Here is a 22,123-nt window from a genome sequence, read left to right as displayed (position 1 = left end):
CGAACTATGTGACGAAGTCAATGAACTTGATTGGGCTGTTGCTTTACAGCAGCTAATCGAACTTCTTGAAGATGCGCTTGAACAAACAAATAAGAAAATCAAAAAGTTAATACAAAGTCAACTGGAGCAGTGGATCTCAGGCCTACCTAATTATATCAAGGCTTATTTACCGATTTCACTCTGCGAAAGTTGAGTCATTATAAATCATTTTAATAAAAATTAAACAAATTAATTCGAAATATCTGGAAAATTTTAAAAACAGACATACTTAAAGCATGTCTGTTTTTAATTGTTAATTCGCGTAGAATGTTAAATTTGCAGTTAAAGCATAAGCAAGCGCAACTCCATTTGCATCTTCTGGATGACCATAAAGTGTGACTTTACAACTTTTTCTATCACTACTTAAACTATGAAATTTTCTATCAACTTCCCAATGAAAACCGGAATGAGACCAAGTTGTACCATATGAATTAATACTTTGATATGTGAAAGTTCCTGGGTTTCCTGTAGAGCTAAAAACAGTTGATTTTAAATAAGCTGAAGTGTTGTAACTTAAAGATTTGTATTGTGTAATATTTTCAGTTATAGATAAAGGAGTAACTATTGGGTTTTGAATAGTATCATTGAGATCTTGTTTTAAGTATTCTTGATACTGTTCTCTTTGTTTTTTCTCAAATTCTTCAATACTCATATTCTTTACTCTGTCATAAAAATAATCTTTCTTTTCCGGATTAATATAAAATTCCACTCCATATTCCTTTGAAAGTTTATTTAGTATTTCTTCATACTCACTTAAGGGTGCTGTTTGCGTTTCAATTTGGCTTGCGGATGCATATGAATTTAAAGATAGAGAAACGCCTATCCCCATGAATAGTGCAAATACTAATTTAAAAACGTGTTTCATATAAACAACCTCCAAGTAAAAAATTTACCCTAAAATGGTATTAATTGTATTTTAATGTAAAAATTTATAATTTTCAATATTGTAATAATTATTATTATTCAAAGACTAGGTTCAAGGAGAAAGGTTAAAATATCTCAACTTATAACAATACTTTCTAAACCATTTGATTTTTTGATTCAATAGTAACGATTAAAAAAGTTAAAATATGATATTCTTCAGCAATTGAGCACTAATTTTGAATAAATTTAAACCCCGTTCTTATTTAGACCGGGGTTTTTGTTTGTATGAATTTTAAAATTAGATTATTTTACTATTATTTAATAATTTATTTAGCTTGTACTGCTACATTTTCAATAACATAAGTATTTGTTGTAGAGACGTTGAAATGATTGATGAATATTGTTTTTTCATTATCCGCAACTTTAGTAGTATTCTTTAAAATATTCATAATTAACGAGATAATTTCATTTTTTTCAGCTGCAGCGATTAAATCGGATAACATGATTTCAGCTAAAAGAGAATCATCATCCTTTTTAAATGGATTGAATTGAACTCTTCCCAACCATTGGTTATTTAAAACTGAACCTGCCCATCCATATAATTCGTACGTTAATGATTCATCATTGGGCTTTTGATACATATACACTTGTGGAGTTAAAAAATGTAAACCTTCAAAAGAGGTTAATTCATTTTTATGCTCTCGGATAATATTCTCTTCAAATTTATGGATATAAGCATAACATCCACCGTAGTAGGCAATCTCATTAAATGAATTGGTAATTACTTCATATAAACCCTGATCCATTGCAGTTAATATGTCGATTGCGAATTCATTACAAATTTTCACATTTAATACTTCAGGATATTCCTTGAACAAAGTGCGAATTATGTTTGGTATTTCCTGAATTACTTCCTCATACGTAATGGATTCCTTTGGAGCTTCTAACAAGTCTTCATTTTCCTTCATTGTTTCATTCATTACAAGATATCCTTGTAGAAACATTAGATTAAACATCCTATCCAAATCATCAAAAATCCAAGAATTTCTCTCATTATTTTCAAGATTCATCGTACACTTCTTATAATAATATAAGAAAATGTTGTCTACATCATTTTGAAATTCTGCTTCTTGAAACTTTTCCTTTAAAATTTTAGTGTATTTTTTTACAAGATCCGCTTAATTTTCCTCACTTTCATCCTCATAACTAACTGTTGGTACATCATCTACTAATAACCATTGGCCATTTTCCAACTTAACAGTAGTTTCATAATATATAGAGCTGTTATCTTCTAGCGTATATTTACGGAAAAATACAGCTTCGTCAGCAATATCATTTTTTTCAGAAGTTGTTGTTACATACGATTTTAATTTGCTATTTAAATTATCAGTGAACAATTGTTGTATAGTGCTAAACATGTCAATACGAGCATCTTCATCTTCTGGTAACTGTTCAATAAAATATTCATGTAAATGGGGTGTTATTAACTCCAATAATTCTTCGCTATCAATAGCCCCGGAATGATAATTGAAAAATACTTCTGAAATAAATGCACTAAATTCATTAATATCAGTGTATTTATCTTTCTTTTCGATTTCGATTTTTTCTAACTCTTCGACATTCACATTATCTTCGATATTTTCTACAGCATCTTCAGGTTTAACAGTCTCCATTTCCTCCATCAACTTTTTTTGTTCTTCTGAAATCTCATCCTCTTTCTTTTCTGTTTTAGTACTTTCTTCTGCTTCCTTTATTTCTGGAATTGCATCCTCTACACAACCGTTCAATATTGATAGAGAAAATAATAAGCCACTTGCAATAAGTGATGTTCTTATCAGCCCTTTTTTATTAACGGTACTCAAAATTAACCCTCCTTAAACCAAATCGCTCATTACTTAATAAATGAATCAGTTTCGTGTATTCGTTATCAGAAAGAAATTCGAGAAAGCGATATATTTCATAGTGCGGTCGCTTTAATTTAATATCCCTCTGGATGTTTTTTTACATAGGGACTGTTGTTTATTAACCACTCTTGATATAAACGAATGTGATAGGGGAGAAGAGATTTAAAAAGAGAACCTTCTTTAATCTCATTAATATCTATCCCAATTTCAACAGCATAATTCGTAATGTATGAGCAGAATTGTTCAAGCTCTCTTTTATAAACTGCAGTTGATCTAGAAGTACGGTCCCGTGTTTTATCTAAATGTTTGGATGAATAGAGAAACCACTGTATCATGTCCATGTCCGAAAACTCAGCAAAATCCTCAGTTTGATGACGCTGTGCATTTTCTAAGCGTCGTTGCAGAACTGCTAAATCCTCTTCAGAAGGTTGGGGAATTATTAATTGATTAGAAGATAATGTATTTACCAAGAAATTGTTCATCCCTATTCACGCTCCTTTGACTCTAATTCTAAATTTATTATTCATTTTTTGTCTACTTATTTTATGTTCAAATATTGGCACTATAAATTTTTCGTTTAAAATTTTAAATAATACTAAATCTTTTTCCTTGAGTTTTTCAATGAAACAAAAAAGCAGCGGTTGGTATCCGCTGCTTTTTCTTGTTATCGTAAGAATTGCACAAAGCCTGTCATTATGGACGTATTAAAAGATCTCAATAGTAATCAAGATTCTTTTAAACAATAACAATTTTTGTTCTTCTTCTAAAATCTTTTTCCTTGAATATTTCAATTATTTTTTGTCTGTTTAAATGTATTATCTATTTATCTATTAAAGTCCGATAAATTGTTGAGTCCAGATGTTACCGTTTGCTACATAACCTACACCAATGTGAGTGAAGTTAGCATTTAAGATGTTTGCACGGTGACCTGGTGATTCCATCCAAGCTTGTACAACTTGAGCTGGTGTTGTTTGACCTTTTGCAATGTTTTCACCTGCTGCACGATATGAGATCCCAGCTGATTTCATTTGATCGAATGGGCTACCGTAAGTTGGACTGTTATGGCTAAAGTAATTGTTTTTCGCCATATCGTCAGATTTTGCTTGAGCTACATTCATTAATTGTGTATGAATTTCAAGTGGTTTTAAACCTGCTTTTTGACGCTCAGCATTTGTTAGATCTACTACTTGTTTCTCAAAATCAGAGATTGATTGATTTACATTTGCAGTAGGCGTTTGTTTTACAGGTGCTTCAACTTGTTGGTTATTTGTTGGAGCTTTTGTATTATTATTGTTTGTTACTGGTGCTGTTGGTTGTTTTGCTGGAGCAGTCGGTTGTTTTGCCGGTGCTTGAGGTGTAGTTACCTCTTTTTCTACTGTTTTATTAGTAGTTTCTTTTTGTGGTGCTTGCGTTGTAGGAGCTTTCTCGGCTACTTTTAATGATTTAATAATATTACTAGCATCAATACCATTTAATGTTTTGTTTAATAGAGCTTCAATTTGATTTAGATCGATTTTTCCATTTTGTAATGAGTTATTTACTAATTTATATGCGAATGCTTGAATTTGATCCCCTTTAATAACTTGGAGTACTTGAGGATTCGATTCCATTTTAACTTCTTTATTTAAACTTGCTGCATCTGCTTGAGAAAAAGATGCTCCGAATAATGACGCTGCGATTACAGACGTTGCTAATAATTTTTTCATTTTTAAATTCCTCCCTTTCGTTTACAATACCAATATTACAGCACGATTTTTGTAATAATTGGTCCATAAACTGGTAAGAAAGGAAGTTTAGTTTAAAATCCTAATAGAATAGGGGTTTTCATTCTATAATTCTACCAATATCAGCCAATAGAAAAGTATATTACCATCGAAATACTATTGACAGTTTTATATTTTTATAATATAATACAGATTTTTTACTTATATATTACAACAAGATTACGAGAATATTTTTCATTACATAAATATGGATTTTATTTTCTCCGCAACTTCCTTTGGTCGAATATCTAGTGATGATAGCTTGTCTATTTCTACCCACATAGGTTCATAAGTTCCTCTATCCATGTTCGTATGAGTAAATTCATCACCTAAACCAGCGCCAAATTTACCACCAATGATGTCTGAAAGGAAGTAATACTGAGTTCCATTATATTCAACTACTTTAATACAGTCTTTAACAATGATGTTCACACCTAACTCCTCAAATACTTCTCTTTTCGTTGCCATTTCAGGAGTTTCGCCTTTTTCAATTCCTCCACCAGGAAAAACATAATAAACCTGTCCAGCTCTAGTTCTTTTAATCACTGCAACTTTACTTTCTTCTATTATAATAGCTGCTCCTCTATTTCTCATATGTACCTCCTAAATTCTCTAATGATATTTCCTTACTCCAGCACAAAGTAAGGTAATTATATTAATCTCCAGCTACATAACTATGGGAATGAACAATACTTAAAGTATGGATTAACGGTAAAAGGCATCAACCCTTGTTCGGATTAATGCCTCTTCTTATTTTGCCAAAAATCATGGCAGTACATATTTATTTAATAAAGTTTTTGTCTTCTCATCCATTGCGTAGCGATCCATTTTTCTCCCTGTACAACAGGTGCTCCGCCATGCAAAGTTAGTTCATTCAAAGTTTGGTCGTTATAGAAGTATTCGAAGTACACTGCCATTCCCTTATGTGGACATACTGAAAAATTTAGTTTAGGGAAATAAGTGCTTCCCCCATCTTCCACATCATTTAAATAAAGGACAAGTGTCGCAATACGGTTATTGCTCGCCGACTTACTTGTAGAAGCAAAATAATCATAATGCTCTTTGTACTCTTGACCCGGTTTGTAGTTCAATATATGTAGGCCTTCCCCATGTTCTACTGGAATGCCCATAATGGTAGATACCCTTTTTTCAACTCTCGTTATTACCTCATGTTTTACATCCGTTAAAAACGCACCGCTGCTTGTTCGTATATTACTAATTTCTTTTGTACTTCCGATTTTAGAACGTTGAAGACGATCTTTTGATAATTGGATTAATGCCTCACATTCCTCATCATCCAGTACATTACCTAATACAACGACAAGCGGCTCTTCTAATCTAGCAATGATGTTAATTTCTTTGTCTTCTGTAATAATCTTATTACCACTATGATTAAAAATAGTTACTTCCTTATTAAGTGCATCTCTAACTACCATCTTTCATTCATCAACCCCAATTTTCTTAATTTTGATAATACTCCCATTAATTATACACCAATTTACAATATTCCTATCAATTTTTTTATGATTGAGAAATTTTTTTTATTATTTTTTAAAATTTTTTAATATAAAAATAAAAAGCGCAATCTCAACAGTTGAAATTGCACACTTTATGTTATCTCTCTTATAGTATAAACGCTCTATCACTTTGTAAGCTGAAACCTATATTCAAAATTATCAAGATCTACGAAGTTTTTTGGAATAGGACAGTTAAAAAATCTGGTACACCAAAAACAGCATTAGGTGGATCGAAACCATTCATTTTTCCTATCTTAATTTCCTTGAAATCTTTAAATATAAATCTTAATTTTTCCTCTGTATAGCCTAAACTTTGTAAAAGCGGACGTTGCTAGTGAAGAAGACGTTGCAAATGTTTATAAAACAACGATTGATACATTTGGTAGAGTGGATATTTTATTTAATAATGCTGGGATTGGTGCTGTAAAACCAACGGAAGAATTAACTTATGCTGAATACAGAAAAACAGTTAATGTTGATTTAGATGGAACATTCTTAGTTGCCCAATTAGCAATTAAAGAAATGTTGAAAATTGGCGGAGGCGTAATTGTTAACACAGCTTCAATGTACGGTTTGGTTGGAGCTGCAGGTAGCGCAGCTTACAATGCAGCAAAAGGTGGCGTTATTAACTTAACACGTTCACTAGGACTCGAATATGCAACACGCAATATCCGAGTAAACGCCCTTTGCCCAGGATACATTGACACACCAATTATTCCTGAAGATTTCAAACAAGCTTTACGTGAAGTTACACCAATGAAACGACTTGGAACAGCTGATGAAATGGCTAAAGCCGTGTTATTCTTAGCTTCTGATGACTCTTCATTTATGACTGGTAACACACTAACTGTTGATGGTGGTTATACAGCTCAATAATAAAAAAATGAAACCCTTAGTGTAGGACGAAACACATTAAGGGTTTCTTTATTCTATTTAGATCATTGATTATCTTGCCATTCACTCTTATTTAGCGTGTAATGATGATAGGTTTCAATTTCAATAATAACATCCCCTACTAATTTAAACCCACATTTTTCAATTACTTTACTTGAGCTAACATTGTTTGTTAGGACAACGGCATTTAATCGTTCCGTGTTTGTGTGGTTGAATAAGTAGTGAATTAATCCTTTCGCGGCTTTCGTTGTGTATCCTTTATTTCTATAGTGCTTTGAAATGGCAAAAGCAATCTCTCTATTCGGTTCAGGTAATTCATCTTTGATTCCTGTATTACAAAACCCGATGAATTCATTAGTATCCTTTAAAATTATTCCTAATTTCAAGTAATTTTCCCCTTCAATATTAGGGACTGCTGACAAGAATCTTTTGTTTGAGGTGATTTCATAATTTGTTACCCAATTCAAACGTTGTTCTCTTGTCGATTTCCAATCTGGTAAAAATTCATACACTTCCGGCTGTGAAGTAAGTTCATAAATCGCATCTACATCTTCTTTTTGAAACTCCCTCAGGTAAATTTCCCCACAGTCTATTACAAATAAATCCTTCAAATTAATAACCCCTCTTTACTTCCCAACTTGTAAAAACTCTGACGGAGCTGTTTTCACAAAATGTTTTTCAATAAATTTAAGTACTTCATCATTACCCGGCATAGTGGCTTGTTCAATCGCTTCATGAAAACTTAACCATATATATTCACTATGTTCATGGTTTAGATTGACATCTTGTTCTGCATTTACAAATCCTACAAAAACCGGTGCAATATAAATATAGTTCTCAATCGGAGAATAAAATTGATCAAATGTATTAGAAGAGTACAATGAAACGTTTGTAATTCCTGTTTCTTCTTTAATCTCCCTAAGAGCAGCTTGCCACGCCGTCTCCCCTTCCTCAATGCTCCCACCAATATAACACCATGCGTTATGCAAAACAGCTGATGCTCTTTTTAATAAAAGCACTTTATATTCATTTTCAAATTTCTTCAATAAAACTACTGCTATTCCCGTACTTCGTAATGGGATTTCAACATTACTTTTTCTCATTAATGATCCCCTCGGTTTGATTGCTGTTGTTAGATAAAACTTTTTATTATCTAACACTTTCAATACGAATCGGGATTTCTCCTTCTTTTAGCAATGCCGATGAGATGCAATGAAGAAAGTTTCCGGTCAGTTTTCTTGCACTAATGGTCTTCATCATCCTTATGAAGACCATTTCCAATATATTTCCTTGCGCTAATGGTCTTCATCACTCTTATGAAGACCGTTTTCGATCAATTTCCTTGGGTAATTGGTCTTCATCCCCCTTATGAAGACCGTTTCCAATATATTTCCTTGCGCTAATGGTCTTCATCACTCTTATGAAGACCGTTTCCATTCTATTTCTTTGCACTAATGGTCTTCATCATCCTTATGAAGACCGTTTCCAATAAATTTCCTTGCGCTAATGGTCTTCATCACTCTTATGAAGACCGTTTCCATTCTATTTCCTTGCGCTAATGGTCTTCATCATCCTTATGAAGACCGTTTTCGATCAACTTCCTTGGGTAATTGGTCTTCATTCCCCTTATGAAGACCGTTTCCAATAAATTTCCTTGCGCTAATGGTCTTCATCACTCTTATGAAGACCGTTTCCAATAAATTTCCTTGCGCTAATGGTCTTCATCATCCTTATGAAGACCGTTTCCATTCTATTTCCTTGCGCTATTGGTCTTCATCACTCTTATGAAGACCGTTTTCGATCAATTTTCCTTGGGTAATTGGTCTTCATTCATCCCTCTTATGAAGACCATTTCCATTCTATTTCCTTGCGCTAATGGTCTTCATCACCATTATGAAGACCTTTTCTATATAAATTCCTTCAACTATTGGTCTTCATCCCCCTCCTATTTAACTAAATTTAGCAAAAAAGTCGTATATCGAAAGATTACATTTTACTTACTATATACAAAAAGTCATCTAATCTGCTAAAATATATTTACTGAATATTCTAAAAAATAAAACAAGTCCATAGATTATAAGAACGCCTCTCCGAGTTTAAGCAACCCCTTTTAATAACTGCTTAAACACTACCCCTTTACCATAAATTAACGAAATGTAGGTCCTTTCATCCTAAACACGTAATATTTATATACTAATAAATTTGTGTACATAAAGGAGTGTATATTATGAGACGAGTATTAACAGTCATGATTTTAGCAGCCCTATTTATACCTATCTCTGCATCCGTTTTATCTTATGCAGAGGAATATGTACCTAGAGAACTTAAAGGATACATGACAAATATTGCCCACCGAGGTGCATCTGCGTACGCTCCTGAAAATACAATGTCTGCTTTTTATAAAGCAATTCAGATGGGGGCTGATTACATTGAATTTGATGTTCAAATGTCCAAAGATGGTATACCAGTCATTATCCATGATAGTACTTTGAATCGAACTACAAATGGAAACGGTTACATCTCTGACTATACACTGAAGCAATTAAAATCATTAGATGCAGGAAGTTGGTATGGAAAAGAATATGTAGGCGAAACAATCCCTACCCTCGATGAGTTTTTGGTTGAATTTGGTGGCAAGGTAAACATATTAATCGAGTTAAAGTATCCTGAGCTTTATCCGGGAATTGAAGAAAAAGTTGCGATTACATTAAGAGAGTTTAATTTAGTTCAATACGATAGTCATGAAGTTATTATTCAATCCTTTAATCATGAATCTCTTAAACTATCAAAAAAATTACTTCCTGAAATACCTCATGCGGTGTTAGTAAGCAAAGACTGGAGAAAAATTACGATCCATCAACTTGAAGAAATTGCTACCTTTGCAGACTATTTTAATCCAAGCTTAAATATGGTTACATCAGAACTTGTGGAATTGGTTCATCATACGAACATGTCAATGTATGCTTACACAGTAAGAAATCCATCCGAAGCTGGAAGGCTGTATAGTTTAGGTGTTGATGGAATAATTACTGATTTTCCTGATTATGCGAAATTGGTAGTTAAATAAACTAATAAATAAAGTGTAAATCCTCGGATTGGATTTACACTTTTTTATTATTTAGAAACTAATTACTAACCTTTTTGCTATATTGTTTTGTTTCGGTAGTTAATTTTACAAACTCATTAAAGGCTTGCTCTTCTTCCCAAAACGGATAGTGATTACTTTGTTCAAATGTGGTTAAAGTTGCATTTGGAATTAGATCTGCGATTTCTACACCAAAACGATATGGGCATTGCGCATCATGAAGCCCAGAACATACAAATGCCGGAATCGTGACTTGCTTTATTTGTTCAGTGACATCATACGATTGACAGTCAACTTTTCTAAAGTAATCAAGTCTTTCCCCTACCGTTTTAGCACTACTCGGCTTTTCGTAAGCTTTTGCTAAATTTTCTTCTTTGTAAAAGGACATTAATGTCCATTCTCTTGATAATTTTTTTCGTTCTTCAACCGGTAAATCTGGATCATTAAATGCATTCATAATTTCACGAATTCGGTTGAAGTTTGGATTTTGATTGTTATAAATACTGTTAGGGTCAGTATTATAGCGTATACTCGCTGCAGCACCACTTACTATAATTTTAGTTAATGATGATTCCTTTAGTACTGCATACTTTAAAGCGAGCATTCCACCAGTTGAATGACCACCAAAAGCCCACTTGTCAATTCCAAGTGCCTCACGAATAGCTTCTAAATCGAGCACCGTTTCATCCATACTATATTCACTTTCGTTTTGTGCACCGACAGAATTACCAGCACCACGAAGATTAATTAAGTACACATGGTACAATTCAGTAAATGAACTTGCAAATGCATTTCCACGAATATCAAACTCACTATATAAATGCGTGATTACTAATGGCTCCCCATCCCCTTTCTCAAAGAGTTCAAACTTACCCCTTTTTGTTTCTACGAATCTTTGAATCCACATACTTTTCTCCCCCTAATATTGAATAATGTATATTTCAAAACGAATCAATAGTGTAAAACTTCAACAAAAAAAGGCATTAATCCTTCAAGAATCAATGCTTTCCACATTGAAAATCTATTAAATCACTCAACGACCTACAACTATTCCACACCGTTTTCTAGAATCGTGAAAGTCTTTTTATTACAATTAATTTCAGCCATTGCGCCGTATGGCAATATAAACTTCGGTTCCGTATGCCCAAAATTCAAATTATAAAGAATTGGCAAATCCTCCAGATCAAATTCTTTCATGACTTTTAGAATTACTTCTTTATATTCCTCGTAATACTTCTCATCTTGCGGTTTACCAAAAATAATACCATTCGCTTTTTGAAGTATACCTTGAGCAGCATAATTTCGTAACCAATATTTGATAAGATTTGGCTCCGGCTTATCTTCAGATGTTTCAAAAAAGAGAATACTATTTTCCCAGTATTTGCTCTCTGGCCAAAGTTCGGTTCCTTTTGCAAACTCCAGTACTTCCATACATCCTCCAATTAATCGCCCCTGCACGACACCAGTTCCTTGGAGTAGCTCATACCCAGTGTTTTCATTCATAGTTCGTCTTTGATTTTTGTTTGACTCAACCCATTCTAATCGCTCACTTGTCCATTTGTTAGCTGGTTGAATTTCACCAATCACTTCATTTGAGAAAAGCGTTCGATATACCATTTCTACCGTATATGGATCCATCTCAACATTTTCAGCAAAATCGGTTAAAATGGCTGGTCCATAAAATGAAGATATTCCCGCTTTAAGACAAAATAAATGAGAGATGGTCACATCTGAATAACCCATAAAAATTTTCGGGTTTTCGCGGATCACATTAAACTCGATATAAGGAAGTAAACGAATACTATCATCTCCACCTATATTTGCAATGATTCCTTTAATACTTTCATCCTTAAAAGCTGTCATCAAATCTTCCGCGCGAGCTTGTGGATTTTGATAAAGATAATCAGCGCCTTTTAAACTATTAGGCATAGGTACAACTTCCAACCCAAATACTTCTTCTAATCTCTTAACCCCTTGTTCATAGCGCCATCGAAGTTCTAGTTCACCAGCGCCTCCCCAAGAAGGACTTACTGTTGCAACACGATCACCCGGATTCAATTTCTTTGGTTTTATTAACACATTAATCCCCCCCTACATATAACCACTTTCAATATGATTTGGTACATCGGATACATAATCCCGACAAAATCGAATGAATTCCCGACATTTTTTCAGTTAATCCCTACAAAAATTAAATTATTCCCTACATTTTTTCAGTTAATCCCGACAATATGATATTCAAACTATAAAGCACTAATTTTTACCTATATATGTATATAATGCTTATGCTTATATTATATATTTTCAATCATTAACATATAAAGTTTATCATATTTTGAAGTATAGATTGGAAGGAATATAGATTATTAAGGAGAATTACTGAGACAAAAAAATCAAGTAAATACGGAGGTTTCAAAATGGAAAAAATAACTGTACTCGGCGCAGGTACAATGGGACATGACATTGCCCAACTTTTTGCACAAGCAGGTTTCGAGGTTTCATTATATGACATTCATGATCAATTTTTGAACCAAGCATTAACTCGCATTTCAAGCAACTTAGATTTGTTGATAGAATCAAATTCATTAACGCCTGTAGATAAAGAAAAGACATTACAACAGATAAGTCAAACTACTAATCTGGTGGAAGCCGTAGATGGGACTTCATTTATTATTGAAGCTGTATCTGAGAACTTAAAGGCGAAGTTTGATTTATTTAAACAATTAGAAGAAGTGATAAATGAAGATGTGATCATTGCTTCAAATACGTCGACTTTCTCAATTCAACAATTAGCTGAAGGTCTTCAACACCGGAATCGTCTGATCATTACACATTTCTTTAACCCAGCTCATTTAGTACCACTTGTTGAAGTGGTGAAAAGTCCTGAAACACCACAAGAAATAATTGATCGAGCTTTAGAAATACTGAAGTTAATAGGTAAACAACCAGTCATTTTAAAAAAGGATGTTCCTGGTTTAATTGCAAACAGATTGCAAGCAGCATTGGTTAGGGAAGCATTTTATTTAGTTAGTGAAGGCGTGGCAGATGGAAAAGACATTGATTTAGCAATTACAGCTGGTCCAGGTTTTAGATGGGCATTCATTGGACCTCTTGAAACAGCTGACTTTGGTGGACTAGATATTTGGAAAAGCGTCGTAGAAAATCTCTCCCCTGTTTTATCGAAGGATGAAAAGGTACCCGCTTTCATTGAAGAAAAGGTTCAAAAAGGGGAACTTGGAACGAAAACCGGATGTGGATTGTTTATACATGACGCAGCGGAAGTTGCAAAACGAATTCGAGAACGAGATGAAAACTTTATCCAGTTAACGAAGTTGAAGAAGAAGCAGTTGGATTAGGGACACTGGGGACAGTCTTTCTGTCCCAAAATCTCGTGGGACACTTTTCCTGTCCCTGTTGTCCCACACCATCCACCAATATCACCCAAAATCAGAACCCGCCACTATCTCCTCCGAACTCATCTTTAAAAGCATTCTCTGGTCTACATACCTCTTCCGATTCAAAAAAGACCTCACAATCCTATACCCCAAACAATACCCGATCCAATTCGGAAGTCGCTTTGATCCATCCCCATATAAAAATCGTTCATGATTCTCGACACCCTTCATATTAAGGGATCTAACAAATACCTTACTCCAAATTTTCTGGAGCATTTCCTCCGAATAGCGTGAAATCCATGGTGAACACCATTCCCTTCCATACAAGTCCTCAACCATACACTCCGCCATCCCTTCAAGGAGCAATGAATCCAATAAAGACATCTCTTCGGGAACTTTATCTAACCTACTCAACCTACAGCTATGATGATATTCGTGAGCAATCATCGCTTTTAATTCCGTATTTTTAAGTTCAGGAGAAATAAATAAAAAAATGACATTCCCATAAGACACCCCGTTTTTATTCGCCTCGATCCCATCAATCATCGGCCTATATTTTGTTAGAGGGAAAATAAAAATTGGTACCTCTTCACCATTCCAAAATCTCTTCAAATGCTCATATTCCTCTTGAACAATTTCAAACACCTGCTTCTTATTCAACAACGTCAAAGTTTTATCCAATTCTACTATTTCCTCAAGGTTAAACATCCCTTGACATAATAATTCATAATGAATTTCTTCTCGAGGAAGACCTGGAAAGTAGTTATGTAACTGGTCATAGATCCAATCTAGGAGAAAGTTTATAGGTGAATTCTCTAATGAGTGACAGGACATATCAACTAATTTCTCAAGTAATGTATTTGTCTTTTCAACTGCCATACTATCCCTCCTTTTTTCTAACATATGTTTTAGACTAATAACTCGTGTGTTCATTTTTCTCGTGAATATAGTATTAAAAGTCTAAGGTAAAGGAGGTTAGAAGATGAATAAAAGACAGGCATATGATCTTTGTTGTAGTTATATGGGAAAAGTAGTTTGCATTACGGATAATCGTGGGCAAAAACATATCGGTCGAATTACAAAAGTAGATAGAGAAATGGTTTGGATCATGCCTTATCAAGGTCGTGGTGGAAGAGGAAGCCGCGGAGGCTATGGTTTAGGTTTCTGGGGCTTTGGCGGCGGTTTCGGAATTGGTATTGCACTTGGAACAATATTAGGAATTGCACTTGTAAGAGCATTTCGCTGGTAAACATGAAGTGGGGGTAATGTAATTAACCCCCACTTTTATTTATTAATCCCATTTGTTATAAATGAAATTACCTTTTTTATATATTCTTCAGGAGTTACATCCTGACTAATTCTTTTTTACTGGAAAGTTCTATGAAAGGTCCATGATTAATTTTCTTGTACGGATTATTCGAGGATCCGTTTTCACTTCTTCCATAATTTCTCCTCCTACTTTAGCAACAATGTAAAAATCATTGGATATCCAACAAATCTAATGGTGTTGTTACCATTATTATCTACTAAATTTCAGTATTAAGCTAAATAAATGCTTCAACGTAAGGAGGCAAAAAAAGAAAGAATCCAATTTGAAATACGCGTACTTCTAATTGGATCTCTACTTTTAAGAATGAACTTTTGCAGAAAGGGTTTGGAAAAGTTTAATTCCAGATAATTTTAGGGAAAGTGATTGTTTGCATGTTAAACTCTTCTGAATAAAAATCGTTAAATCCCCTTCCTTAACCTCTTCGTAGTTTTGCAAATCCTTTGGTTTTCCGGTATACACAAATAATTCCTGTACACCTGGTGCACAACATGAGTTCACTTCAATCATTTTCACCGTAACTTGATTACCTTTAGAACGAATCCAATTTCTCACATCATCATTTAACTCAATATGCAAGGCTCTCCACCCTTTCATCTAGTTTTCCTACAGAAATCCGACATACCACTGTTAAACCTATCATATTCATTATTTTTTATTGTATTAATAATATCATTTATTATTTAGAACTTACGGAGTATCTGCTTGTGAAAAGAGAAAATTTTCATCAATCCGAGCATTTTACATTAGTATTATAGAATAAATAATTGACTTTCTTAGTTGAATAGTTTATGCTTAATTTACTTAATTGAATAGTTCTCCTAAAGGGGAGTAGCTTTTACAACATAGTCGTCATTTCGGAAGATTCTATCTCTTCTCGGTTATGTTGGCAACCAACTCGTTGTTAGCAAGACCTTTACCATTCATAGGTAGAGGTCTTTTATATTTGAGCCTTTACCGTATCTGGTAAAGGTTTTTTATTTTTTCATTAACGTGTATCAGACATGAAATGAACTCTCAATCTAAGAATAACAGTTCAGATCGAGTTGATTTGTACTATTTTTACTTCTTTTAAGTAAGTTTAACAAAATTTAAGGAGGAATTATCAAATGGAGTTATCAATTTTATTCGAATATGGATGGGTTTTGTTACTGTTAGTAGCACTTGAAGGGTTACTCGCTGCAGATAATGCACTGGTGTTAGCAATTATGGTGAAACACCTTCCTGAAAAAGAAAGGAAAAAAGCACTCTTTTACGGTTTAGCTGGGGCATTTGTATTCCGTTTTGCGTCTTTATTTATCATTTCATTCCTAGTAGACGTATGGCAAATTCAAGCTATCGGTGCATTATATCTGTTGTTCATCGCGATCAATCATATTGTTCGAAAGCTCGTTTTTAAAAAGAAAGATGAAGATGTGGAAGAAAAAGAAAAGAAAAAATCAGGATTTTGGGGAACTGTATTTAAAGTGGAATTAGCTGATATTGCATTTGCAATAGACTCGATTTTAGCTGCCGTAGCACTTGCTATGACGTTACCAAATACAAATTTACCTCAAATCGGTGGAATGGATGGCGGTAAATTTATAGTCATCTTTATTGGTGGATTAATCGGTTTAATCATCATGCGTTTCGCTGCCAACCTATTTGTAAAGTTATTGAACTCAAGACCTGGACTTGAAATAGCAGCCTTCGCTATCGTTGGTTGGGTTGGAGTAAAGCTAGCTGTGTTAACTTTAAGTCATAAAGATATCGGGATCATTCCATATGAATTCGCACACTCAACAACATGGAAATTATTTTTCTACGGAGTACTACTATCCATCGCATTAATTGGATGGTTCTTCACAGGTGGTAAGAAAGAAATGAAAGAACAGTAATAAATATCGAAAGGCTTAGTTCATAATCAAAAGAACTAAGCCTTTTTTTGATCTATCAAATTAAAGCCACGGCTCAACACATACAACCTTCTTCGCAACTGTATCTAACTTAACCTTTTTCCCTATCGCTAACGGATGCATTGGATGGGTGTGACAAGTATCAAACTCAGCGAGAATAGGTATTTCTTTACCATCAAATTGTTCTAGTAACAAATCTAAAGGACGCTTCCCTGTTCCTAAGTCGTCATATCGTTCGTGTTTACCTAAAATAATACCTGAAACTTTATCAAATACACCATGTAGTTTCAGCATGGCAAAGTTTTTCTCCACTATTGATGCGTCCTTCATACAATCTTCTATTAACATAATATCTCCATGTTGAATCTCCGGAAAATACTGTGTTCCTATAAAACCATACATAGCATTCACATTGCCACCAATTAATCTTCCTTCAACAACTCCATCGTGAATTGTAATCCACTCATTTGGGTAAAGAGTTTTTTCTGTAGTTTTTTTAAGCCAATTCACAGGCTCATCCTACCAAAATGGAGGCATAGGTACTTCATAAGGTAGCTCAATTTCATCTATAAAATATTGCTCAAAGTAACGATATGTATCGTTTACAAGTGGCTCAAACTCGCCGAACGAAGGAACAAGTGCTGGTCCGTAATATGTTGTAATACCCGTCTTAGCATAGAGCGATAGTAAAATTGCAGTTGCATCTGAATAACCCACGATCAACTTAGGATGTTCTTTAAACGCTTCATAATCAATATACGGCAACATACTATTTGAATTGGTACCACCAATCGTCGACATAACCATTTTTATATTTGGATCTCTTATCAATTCATTTAATTCCTCAGCACGTTCTTTCGGAGTACCTGATCGATACTCTTCGGATTGTCCAGTCAACTTCCCCTCAACAATAATAAACCCTTTTTCTTCAAGAAAATCCTTCGCACGAACAAAACGTTCATACGCCCAAACTGTTGCAGGAGATGAAGGACTATATATACCGATTTTATCTCCCTTTTTTAAACGCTTCAGCATAATAAATAAACTACCCCTATCATACGAAACTAACTTCCCTGCATCATTTGATTGTGCTACTCCAATTTTTAGGAGTTTTATATATTTTACTGTAATTTTCAAATCTTACAATTGAAATTACATTGAAGTGATCAAGGTAAGTACGGGTAGATAATGTTTCGTGACAAAATTTTAGGAGTTTGAATTAAATTGGCACTGTATTTCTTGTTTCGTGACACTTTTTTGTGAGATTGATTTATTTTGGCACGTAATCACTTGTTTCGTGACAATTTATAATGAAAATAAATTAAAGTGTGATTTGCGAAACTACGTCCTACTTTCACAGGGAGTCGCCACTTAGTTCGAAGTACGATAACCTTAGGATTTCATGGTAGTTGGGCATAAAAAAACACCACTGAATATCAGCGGTGTCATTTTACAGCGACGTCATACTCTCACAGGGGAAGCCCCCAACTACCATCGGCGCTAAAGAGCTTAACTTCCGTGTTCGGTATGGGAACGGGTGTGACCTCTTTGCCATTATCACTTCCTTGTACATGGATGTACTGGCTTCGCCGTTACGTAAACAGCTGCCCCGGGATATCAGCCAATCTTCTCTTAATATCAGCCAACTTTACAGATATATCAGCCAAATCACGGGACTTATCAGCCAATGCAACCTTCCACTTCGGGAAATCAGCCAATTTCCGCTGGTTATCAGTCAACTTTTCGGGTTTATCAGCCAAATCCGGGGACTTATCAGCCAACGTTAATGGCTACCCCGGGATATCAGCCAATTTCCACTGGTGATCAGCCAACTTTTCTGATTTATCAGCCAAATCCGGGGACTTATCAGCCAACGTTAATGGCTACCCCGGAATATCAGCCAATTTCCACTGGTTATCAGCCAACTTTTCGGATTTATCAGCCAAACCAGGGTACTTATCAGCCACCGCCCCCCTCCACCTCCTTAGGAAATCTACCAATACCACAAACTAAACTCCTCTCGACAAAATTTGGCGAAAGAGTGTAGTTTATGCGCTTCCCTGGGAAATAGCCAGGAAATAAAATCGCTCAAATCGAACGCGATTTCCCAACTCAAATTAAAAAGAGTAAGCCACAAAAATGAAAGTAGCTTACTTTTCTATAGACATCATCTAAATAGAAACGATCCGTAAATTGATTTATTTAACAAATCCTGATTACACATTCCACTCTTCTCGTAAAATCGCATAATAATATTCATCCCACCACTCATCGCCGTGTGGAATACATTTTTTGAAAAAGCCTTCTCTTCTCATCCCTATCTTCTCCATAATGCGGTATGAAGGTGGATTCTCTGGTTGACATGTTGCAATAATTCGATGTAAGTTCAAATTTTCAAAACCATGTTTTAAAAGGGCATATGCTGCTTCTGTTGCGTAGCCTTTATTATAATATTTCGGATTAAACACCCATCCGATCTCAAACGTATGATTTCCAAAGTATTTATGAAATACCATATGTCCAATTAGGGCATTTTCTTCCGTCAAAATCACTGGGAACTTTTCCGGATGTTCCCCCATATTTTCTAATACAAACTGCTTGGCATTTTCTTCTGAAAATACGCCCTCAGGTATAAACTCCATCACGATTGGATCTGATGTATACTCATATACGGCTTTCCAATCTGTTGTTTCAAATTTCCGAATCGTTAATCTCTCTGTTGTTAGATTCATATACTACTCCCCATTTGTTTTAGCTTTTGAACGCTTAATACATATTCGGTTAAAATTGCGAATTTCCTCTAAAAAAATCTATGTATACATTTCCTTAAAAGGAAACATTTCCGGAAATACATTCTAAAATTTTCTGAATATTTAAACTACTTTTCAACATTTTATCTTTCTGTTCTTTTCAGATTGACAAATTTCGATATGAAAACACCTATCCACTCACATCAAAATCGACGTAACCTTGTCAAATCCTGCGCTTCCCTGGGAAATGAACTGGGGAAATTCCCGGAAATTATGTCCATACACAATAAACAATAAAAAATACGCACCCTAATATGAATGCGTAATCTCGATCACCTATTAAGTGTGAAACACTCGTTTAGTCATCCAAATTAATCATTTTATCATTTCTTGAAACTAAAATATCCTGAATAATTTCAATGTGACAGGAAGCCCATGCCTTTTCACGAAAGTGAAGAAAAAGGCTAAAAGTAATTCCAATAATATAGATTAAGATGAAAATCATCCAATTACGACTTCCGTCTGCAAATAAGATCTTATCTAAATGTTGTGAGAAAAATAAAAATAAAAATGGAATCGATGAAACATAGATTGGAATCATTCCAGAACCATTTTTCTCTTTGATCAAACGGTAAAAAATCAATTTTAGAATATCACTTTCCATGGATTCATAAAAATCACGAACTTCTTTTACTTCTAGTAAATATTTCGATTGATGAATCGATTGTGAATTTTTCTTTAGACGACGATAGATTTTATGTGCATCACCACGAAACAAGTTCATTTAACCAGCAACCTTTATAAATAGACTAGTTTGTGGAATTACCTTTTCCATAGTTTATAACGTGTGATTCTGAAAGGATTTTATACCATTAAATTATTTAAAAGTTAAAGAAACTTTAATTAAAGTAAAATCAGCTTGTTTCCTTTTACTTTACATAAAAATATTATGTCGATTCGAATTCGACGAATGACAAATACATTCTAAAGTATGATCATTTACCATACCAACTGCCTGCATAAAAGAATAGCAAATCGTACTACCGACAAATTTGAATCCATCTTTTTTAAGTTGCTTACTCATTTTGTCACTAATTTCAGTTGTTGCTGGTACTTCTTTAATCGTTTTCCACTCGTTCACAATAGGTTTGTGGTCTACAAACTTCCATATGTAATTCGAAAAGGAACCATACTCTTCTTGAATCTTTAAAAAAGCTTTTGCATTTGTAATGACACTTTGAACTTTTAACCGATTCCGAACAATTCCCGGATTCTGTAGTAGCTCTTGAATTTTCTCATCTGAATACAGAACAATTTTTTCAGCTTCAAAATTATCAAAAGCTTGTCGGTAATTTTCACGTTTTTGCAAAATTGTCCACCAGCTTAAACCTGCCTGCGCACCTTCTAAACAAACCATTTCAAATAACTGACGATCATCGAATACAGGAACACCCCATTCCTTATCGTGATACTCAATATAAAGCGGCTCTTTTGTTACCCAATCACATCTCTTTACCATTTTGCAACACCTACCATTCTTTACGTAAACGATAAATTAAAAATCGTTCAAATACATTCTTTTCATTCAAAACTGGAATCTCAATTTCTTTTATTAATTCAAATGACGTTTGGTATTCTAGAAAATATCGATACTCATCTGAAGCATAATATAAAATAATATCCATATGCCGATTTACAGCTTCAAATGAGCGCAATATATTATTTACTACTCTCATAAAGATTTGGATCGAAAATGGATTGAAAAAATAAAATTTATTCTCTTTAGGAAGAATTTCATATTGCTCTGCCTTACAACAGTGGAATTGTATAGTTCTAGGGTCACATTTCAATTTCATCAAATATCGCTCTTTATTTTTCAATGCCTCACGGTAAAAAATTTCGTTCATTTCAATTCCTGTCACTCGAGAATGAAATAAATAATGAAGATAAAAGTTCAGTCGACCTTTTCCACAACCAAAATCGACAATACAATCTTGTTCACTCATCTCATATTCTTTAAATAAACATTCCAGTGCAATATATGGTGTAGGTTCATAGGGATGATAATAAATCGAATCGTTTACTTCGTGTTTATTTCCTTCAGTTTGTATATGTAAAAGTTCGTCATAATCCTTCTCGTTCACAAATGTACTCCAATCCAATTTCAAAATTTACTTTTCTTTTAATAAGAAGACTTCACCTATTATACTCTTATTAAAACATCAAAAAAAGTATACTCATCTCATTGTAAGGTGTACTTTTTAACATAGGGATTTCGTTTTGCTACTCTAACTGATTCCTCTATTGCTTCAATTAGATAATCATAAAGATTGCCCTCATATACTTTTTTAGATGTACATAATTGTTCAAAGTCATTCGGAGCAATCAGTGAAGGTGATTTTTCTAAAGACAAAAATATTACTTACACTTAATACTGTTGCCACAAACTGTGAACAAATATATTTGTTTTTCTATTAATCGGTTTATTATTAATAAACCCAAATAATCCTATAAAATTATAACTATATTGTTCTCTTTCAGCTTCAATAGATTGTATAAATTGTTTCATTTCACTAATTTGTTCATCTGTAATTTCAAATGAATAAATCGCACATTTGGATCTTCGAAACAATTTTGATTGCATATTTTCTTTTACGAATCCTCCACGAAACGGATTTCGAACGGATTTT

23 protein-coding genes, 1 rRNA gene and 3 pseudogenes are annotated in these 22,123 nt (G+C 34.0%); 6 read left to right on the top strand and 21 right to left on the bottom strand.

Features of this window, described 5'->3' with window-relative positions:
* Positions 1 to 193 (top strand): annotated as a pseudogene (locus ACOQFO_RS16660) (IS4 family transposase); the annotation flags it as partial.
* A 99-nt stretch (positions 194 to 292) separates the two neighbouring features.
* On the opposite strand, the gene ACOQFO_RS16655 reads toward ACOQFO_RS16660, so the two are convergent.
* From ACOQFO_RS16655 to ACOQFO_RS16625, 7 genes are all read right to left on the bottom strand, one after another.
* A complete protein-coding gene (locus tag ACOQFO_RS16655; protein ID WP_421690800.1) occupies positions 293 to 904 on the bottom strand; it encodes a hypothetical protein in 612 nt (203 codons plus the stop codon).
* A 325-nt stretch (positions 905 to 1,229) separates the two neighbouring features.
* Complete coding sequence (locus ACOQFO_RS16650) at positions 1,230 to 1,907, bottom strand: hypothetical protein (protein ID WP_421690799.1); 678 nt, start codon at positions 1,905 to 1,907, stop codon at positions 1,230 to 1,232.
* Between the two features lie 174 nt (positions 1,908 to 2,081).
* On the bottom strand, positions 2,082 to 2,765 hold the full coding sequence (locus tag ACOQFO_RS16645) for a hypothetical protein (RefSeq protein WP_421690798.1): 684 nt from the start codon (positions 2,763 to 2,765) through the stop codon (positions 2,082 to 2,084).
* Positions 2,766 to 2,881: 116 nt separating this feature from the next.
* On the bottom strand, positions 2,882 to 3,289 hold the full coding sequence (locus ACOQFO_RS16640; RefSeq protein WP_421690797.1) for a hypothetical protein: 408 nt from the start codon (positions 3,287 to 3,289) through the stop codon (positions 2,882 to 2,884).
* 348 nt (positions 3,290 to 3,637) lie between these two features.
* Positions 3,638 to 4,513, bottom strand: a complete 876-nt coding sequence (locus ACOQFO_RS16635; protein ID WP_421690796.1) for a CAP domain-containing protein — start codon at positions 4,511 to 4,513, stop codon at positions 3,638 to 3,640.
* Positions 4,514 to 4,768: 255 nt separating this feature from the next.
* A complete protein-coding gene (locus tag ACOQFO_RS16630) occupies positions 4,769 to 5,164 on the bottom strand; it encodes an NUDIX hydrolase (RefSeq protein WP_421690795.1) in 396 nt (131 codons plus the stop codon).
* Between the two features lie 191 nt (positions 5,165 to 5,355).
* Entirely contained in the window at positions 5,356 to 6,006 is a 651-nt protein-coding gene (locus ACOQFO_RS16625; protein ID WP_421690794.1) for a 2OG-Fe(II) oxygenase, read from the bottom strand.
* A gap of 393 nt (positions 6,007 to 6,399) precedes the next feature.
* On the opposite strand from ACOQFO_RS16625, the pseudogene ACOQFO_RS16620 reads away from it, so the two are divergent.
* Positions 6,400 to 6,963, top strand: a pseudogene (locus tag ACOQFO_RS16620) (SDR family NAD(P)-dependent oxidoreductase); the annotation flags it as partial.
* 62 nt (positions 6,964 to 7,025) lie between these two features.
* Here the strand turns inward: ACOQFO_RS16620 and ACOQFO_RS16615 are convergent.
* Positions 7,026 to 7,592 (bottom strand): GNAT family N-acetyltransferase, encoded by a 567-nt coding sequence (locus ACOQFO_RS16615; RefSeq protein ID WP_421690793.1) that lies wholly within the window; start codon positions 7,590 to 7,592, stop codon positions 7,026 to 7,028.
* Positions 7,593 to 7,607: 15 nt separating this feature from the next.
* The gene (locus ACOQFO_RS16610) at positions 7,608 to 8,084 is read right to left on the bottom strand and encodes an NUDIX hydrolase (RefSeq protein ID WP_421690792.1); all 477 of its coding nucleotides are present in this window, start codon (positions 8,082 to 8,084) and stop codon (positions 7,608 to 7,610) included.
* 1,124 nt (positions 8,085 to 9,208) lie between these two features.
* On the opposite strand from ACOQFO_RS16610, the gene ACOQFO_RS16605 reads away from it, so the two are divergent.
* Positions 9,209 to 10,048: a glycerophosphodiester phosphodiesterase gene (locus ACOQFO_RS16605; protein ID WP_421690791.1), complete on the top strand. Its 840-nt coding sequence runs from the start codon at positions 9,209 to 9,211 to the stop codon at positions 10,046 to 10,048.
* A gap of 58 nt (positions 10,049 to 10,106) precedes the next feature.
* Here the strand turns inward: ACOQFO_RS16605 and ACOQFO_RS16600 are convergent, their stop codons facing one another.
* Together ACOQFO_RS16600 and ACOQFO_RS16595 are read right to left on the bottom strand one after the other, a co-directional pair.
* A complete protein-coding gene (locus ACOQFO_RS16600) occupies positions 10,107 to 10,973 on the bottom strand; it encodes an alpha/beta fold hydrolase (RefSeq protein ID WP_421690790.1) in 867 nt (288 codons plus the stop codon).
* Positions 10,974 to 11,113: 140 nt separating this feature from the next.
* Complete coding sequence (locus ACOQFO_RS16595) at positions 11,114 to 12,145, bottom strand: S66 family peptidase (protein WP_421690789.1); 1,032 nt, start codon at positions 12,143 to 12,145, stop codon at positions 11,114 to 11,116.
* A 338-nt stretch (positions 12,146 to 12,483) separates the two neighbouring features.
* On the opposite strand from ACOQFO_RS16595, the gene ACOQFO_RS16590 reads away from it, so the two are divergent.
* Positions 12,484 to 13,422, top strand: a complete 939-nt coding sequence (locus tag ACOQFO_RS16590) for a 3-hydroxyacyl-CoA dehydrogenase family protein (protein WP_421690788.1) — start codon at positions 12,484 to 12,486, stop codon at positions 13,420 to 13,422.
* Between the two features lie 81 nt (positions 13,423 to 13,503).
* On the opposite strand, the gene ACOQFO_RS16585 is transcribed toward ACOQFO_RS16590, so the two are convergent.
* Complete coding sequence (locus tag ACOQFO_RS16585) at positions 13,504 to 14,340, bottom strand: DUF2268 domain-containing protein (protein ID WP_421690787.1); 837 nt, start codon at positions 14,338 to 14,340, stop codon at positions 13,504 to 13,506.
* Between the two features lie 103 nt (positions 14,341 to 14,443).
* Between ACOQFO_RS16585 and ACOQFO_RS16580 the strand changes: the two genes are divergently transcribed.
* Positions 14,444 to 14,710, top strand: a complete 267-nt coding sequence (locus ACOQFO_RS16580; protein WP_421690786.1) for a hypothetical protein — start codon at positions 14,444 to 14,446, stop codon at positions 14,708 to 14,710.
* A gap of 378 nt (positions 14,711 to 15,088) precedes the next feature.
* Here ACOQFO_RS16580 and ACOQFO_RS16575 read toward each other — a convergent pair whose 3' ends face one another.
* Positions 15,089 to 15,367: a CC/Se motif family (seleno)protein gene (locus ACOQFO_RS16575; RefSeq protein WP_421690785.1), complete on the bottom strand. Its 279-nt coding sequence runs from the start codon at positions 15,365 to 15,367 to the stop codon at positions 15,089 to 15,091.
* Positions 15,368 to 15,897: 530 nt separating this feature from the next.
* Between ACOQFO_RS16575 and ACOQFO_RS16570 the strand changes: the two genes are divergently transcribed.
* Positions 15,898 to 16,665, top strand: coding sequence for a TerC family protein (locus ACOQFO_RS16570; protein ID WP_421690784.1), 768 nt, complete (start codon positions 15,898 to 15,900; stop codon positions 16,663 to 16,665).
* 60 nt (positions 16,666 to 16,725) lie between these two features.
* On the opposite strand, the pseudogene ACOQFO_RS16565 reads toward ACOQFO_RS16570, so the two are convergent.
* From ACOQFO_RS16565 to ACOQFO_RS16530, 8 genes and pseudogenes are all read right to left on the bottom strand, one after another.
* Positions 16,726 to 17,718 (bottom strand): annotated as a pseudogene (locus ACOQFO_RS16565) (S66 family peptidase).
* Between the two features lie 415 nt (positions 17,719 to 18,133).
* Positions 18,134 to 18,248 (bottom strand): 5S ribosomal RNA (gene rrf, locus ACOQFO_RS16560).
* A 27-nt stretch (positions 18,249 to 18,275) separates the two neighbouring features.
* Positions 18,276 to 18,464 (bottom strand): hypothetical protein, encoded by a 189-nt coding sequence (locus ACOQFO_RS16555; protein WP_421690783.1) that lies wholly within the window; start codon positions 18,462 to 18,464, stop codon positions 18,276 to 18,278.
* A gap of 435 nt (positions 18,465 to 18,899) precedes the next feature.
* Positions 18,900 to 19,415 (bottom strand): GNAT family N-acetyltransferase, encoded by a 516-nt coding sequence (locus ACOQFO_RS16550; RefSeq protein WP_421690782.1) that lies wholly within the window; start codon positions 19,413 to 19,415, stop codon positions 18,900 to 18,902.
* Between the two features lie 376 nt (positions 19,416 to 19,791).
* A complete protein-coding gene (locus tag ACOQFO_RS16545; RefSeq protein WP_421690781.1) occupies positions 19,792 to 20,217 on the bottom strand; it encodes a hypothetical protein in 426 nt (141 codons plus the stop codon).
* 150 nt (positions 20,218 to 20,367) lie between these two features.
* Complete coding sequence (locus tag ACOQFO_RS16540) at positions 20,368 to 20,952, bottom strand: DNA-3-methyladenine glycosylase I (RefSeq protein ID WP_421690780.1); 585 nt, start codon at positions 20,950 to 20,952, stop codon at positions 20,368 to 20,370.
* 10 nt (positions 20,953 to 20,962) lie between these two features.
* Positions 20,963 to 21,577: a methyltransferase gene (locus tag ACOQFO_RS16535; RefSeq protein WP_421690779.1), complete on the bottom strand. Its 615-nt coding sequence runs from the start codon at positions 21,575 to 21,577 to the stop codon at positions 20,963 to 20,965.
* A 284-nt stretch (positions 21,578 to 21,861) separates the two neighbouring features.
* Complete coding sequence (locus ACOQFO_RS16530) at positions 21,862 to 22,077, bottom strand: hypothetical protein (protein WP_421690778.1); 216 nt, start codon at positions 22,075 to 22,077, stop codon at positions 21,862 to 21,864.
* Positions 22,078 to 22,123 lie beyond the last annotated feature (46 nt).

It is taken from the genome of Ureibacillus sp. MALMAid1270 (genome assembly GCF_049202975.1).
In the GTDB taxonomy this organism is placed as follows: Bacteria; Bacillota; Bacilli; order Bacillales_A; family Planococcaceae; genus Ureibacillus.
Note: the sequence above shows the minus strand (reverse complement) of the source record. Positions and strands in the feature narration are given on the sequence as shown.

Coding starts and splice junctions, on each gene's coding strand:
- ACOQFO_RS16640 (WP_421690797.1), bottom strand. CDS start 3,289: ATGAACAATTTCTTGGTAAATACATTATCTTCTAATCAATTAATAATT.
- ACOQFO_RS16550 (WP_421690782.1), bottom strand. CDS start 19,415: ATGAATCTAACAACAGAGAGATTAACGATTCGGAAATTTGAAACAACA.
- ACOQFO_RS16635 (WP_421690796.1), bottom strand. CDS start 4,513: ATGAAAAAATTATTAGCAACGTCTGTAATCGCAGCGTCATTATTCGGA.
- ACOQFO_RS16655 (WP_421690800.1), bottom strand. CDS start 904: ATGAAACACGTTTTTAAATTAGTATTTGCACTATTCATGGGGATAGGC.
- ACOQFO_RS16580 (WP_421690786.1), top strand. CDS start 14,444: ATGAATAAAAGACAGGCATATGATCTTTGTTGTAGTTATATGGGAAAA.
- ACOQFO_RS16605 (WP_421690791.1), top strand. CDS start 9,209: ATGAGACGAGTATTAACAGTCATGATTTTAGCAGCCCTATTTATACCT.
- ACOQFO_RS16625 (WP_421690794.1), bottom strand. CDS start 6,006: ATGGTAGTTAGAGATGCACTTAATAAGGAAGTAACTATTTTTAATCAT.
- ACOQFO_RS16570 (WP_421690784.1), top strand. CDS start 15,898: ATGGAGTTATCAATTTTATTCGAATATGGATGGGTTTTGTTACTGTTA.
- ACOQFO_RS16600 (WP_421690790.1), bottom strand. CDS start 10,973: ATGTGGATTCAAAGATTCGTAGAAACAAAAAGGGGTAAGTTTGAACTC.
- ACOQFO_RS16590 (WP_421690788.1), top strand. CDS start 12,484: ATGGAAAAAATAACTGTACTCGGCGCAGGTACAATGGGACATGACATT.
- ACOQFO_RS16610 (WP_421690792.1), bottom strand. CDS start 8,084: ATGAGAAAAAGTAATGTTGAAATCCCATTACGAAGTACGGGAATAGCA.
- ACOQFO_RS16650 (WP_421690799.1), bottom strand. CDS start 1,907: ATGTTTCTACAAGGATATCTTGTAATGAATGAAACAATGAAGGAAAAT.
- ACOQFO_RS16540 (WP_421690780.1), bottom strand. CDS start 20,952: ATGGTAAAGAGATGTGATTGGGTAACAAAAGAGCCGCTTTATATTGAG.
- ACOQFO_RS16630 (WP_421690795.1), bottom strand. CDS start 5,164: ATGAGAAATAGAGGAGCAGCTATTATAATAGAAGAAAGTAAAGTTGCA.
- ACOQFO_RS16585 (WP_421690787.1), bottom strand. CDS start 14,340: ATGGCAGTTGAAAAGACAAATACATTACTTGAGAAATTAGTTGATATG.
- ACOQFO_RS16545 (WP_421690781.1), bottom strand. CDS start 20,217: ATGAACTTGTTTCGTGGTGATGCACATAAAATCTATCGTCGTCTAAAG.
- ACOQFO_RS16530 (WP_421690778.1), bottom strand. CDS start 22,077: ATGCAATCAAAATTGTTTCGAAGATCCAAATGTGCGATTTATTCATTT.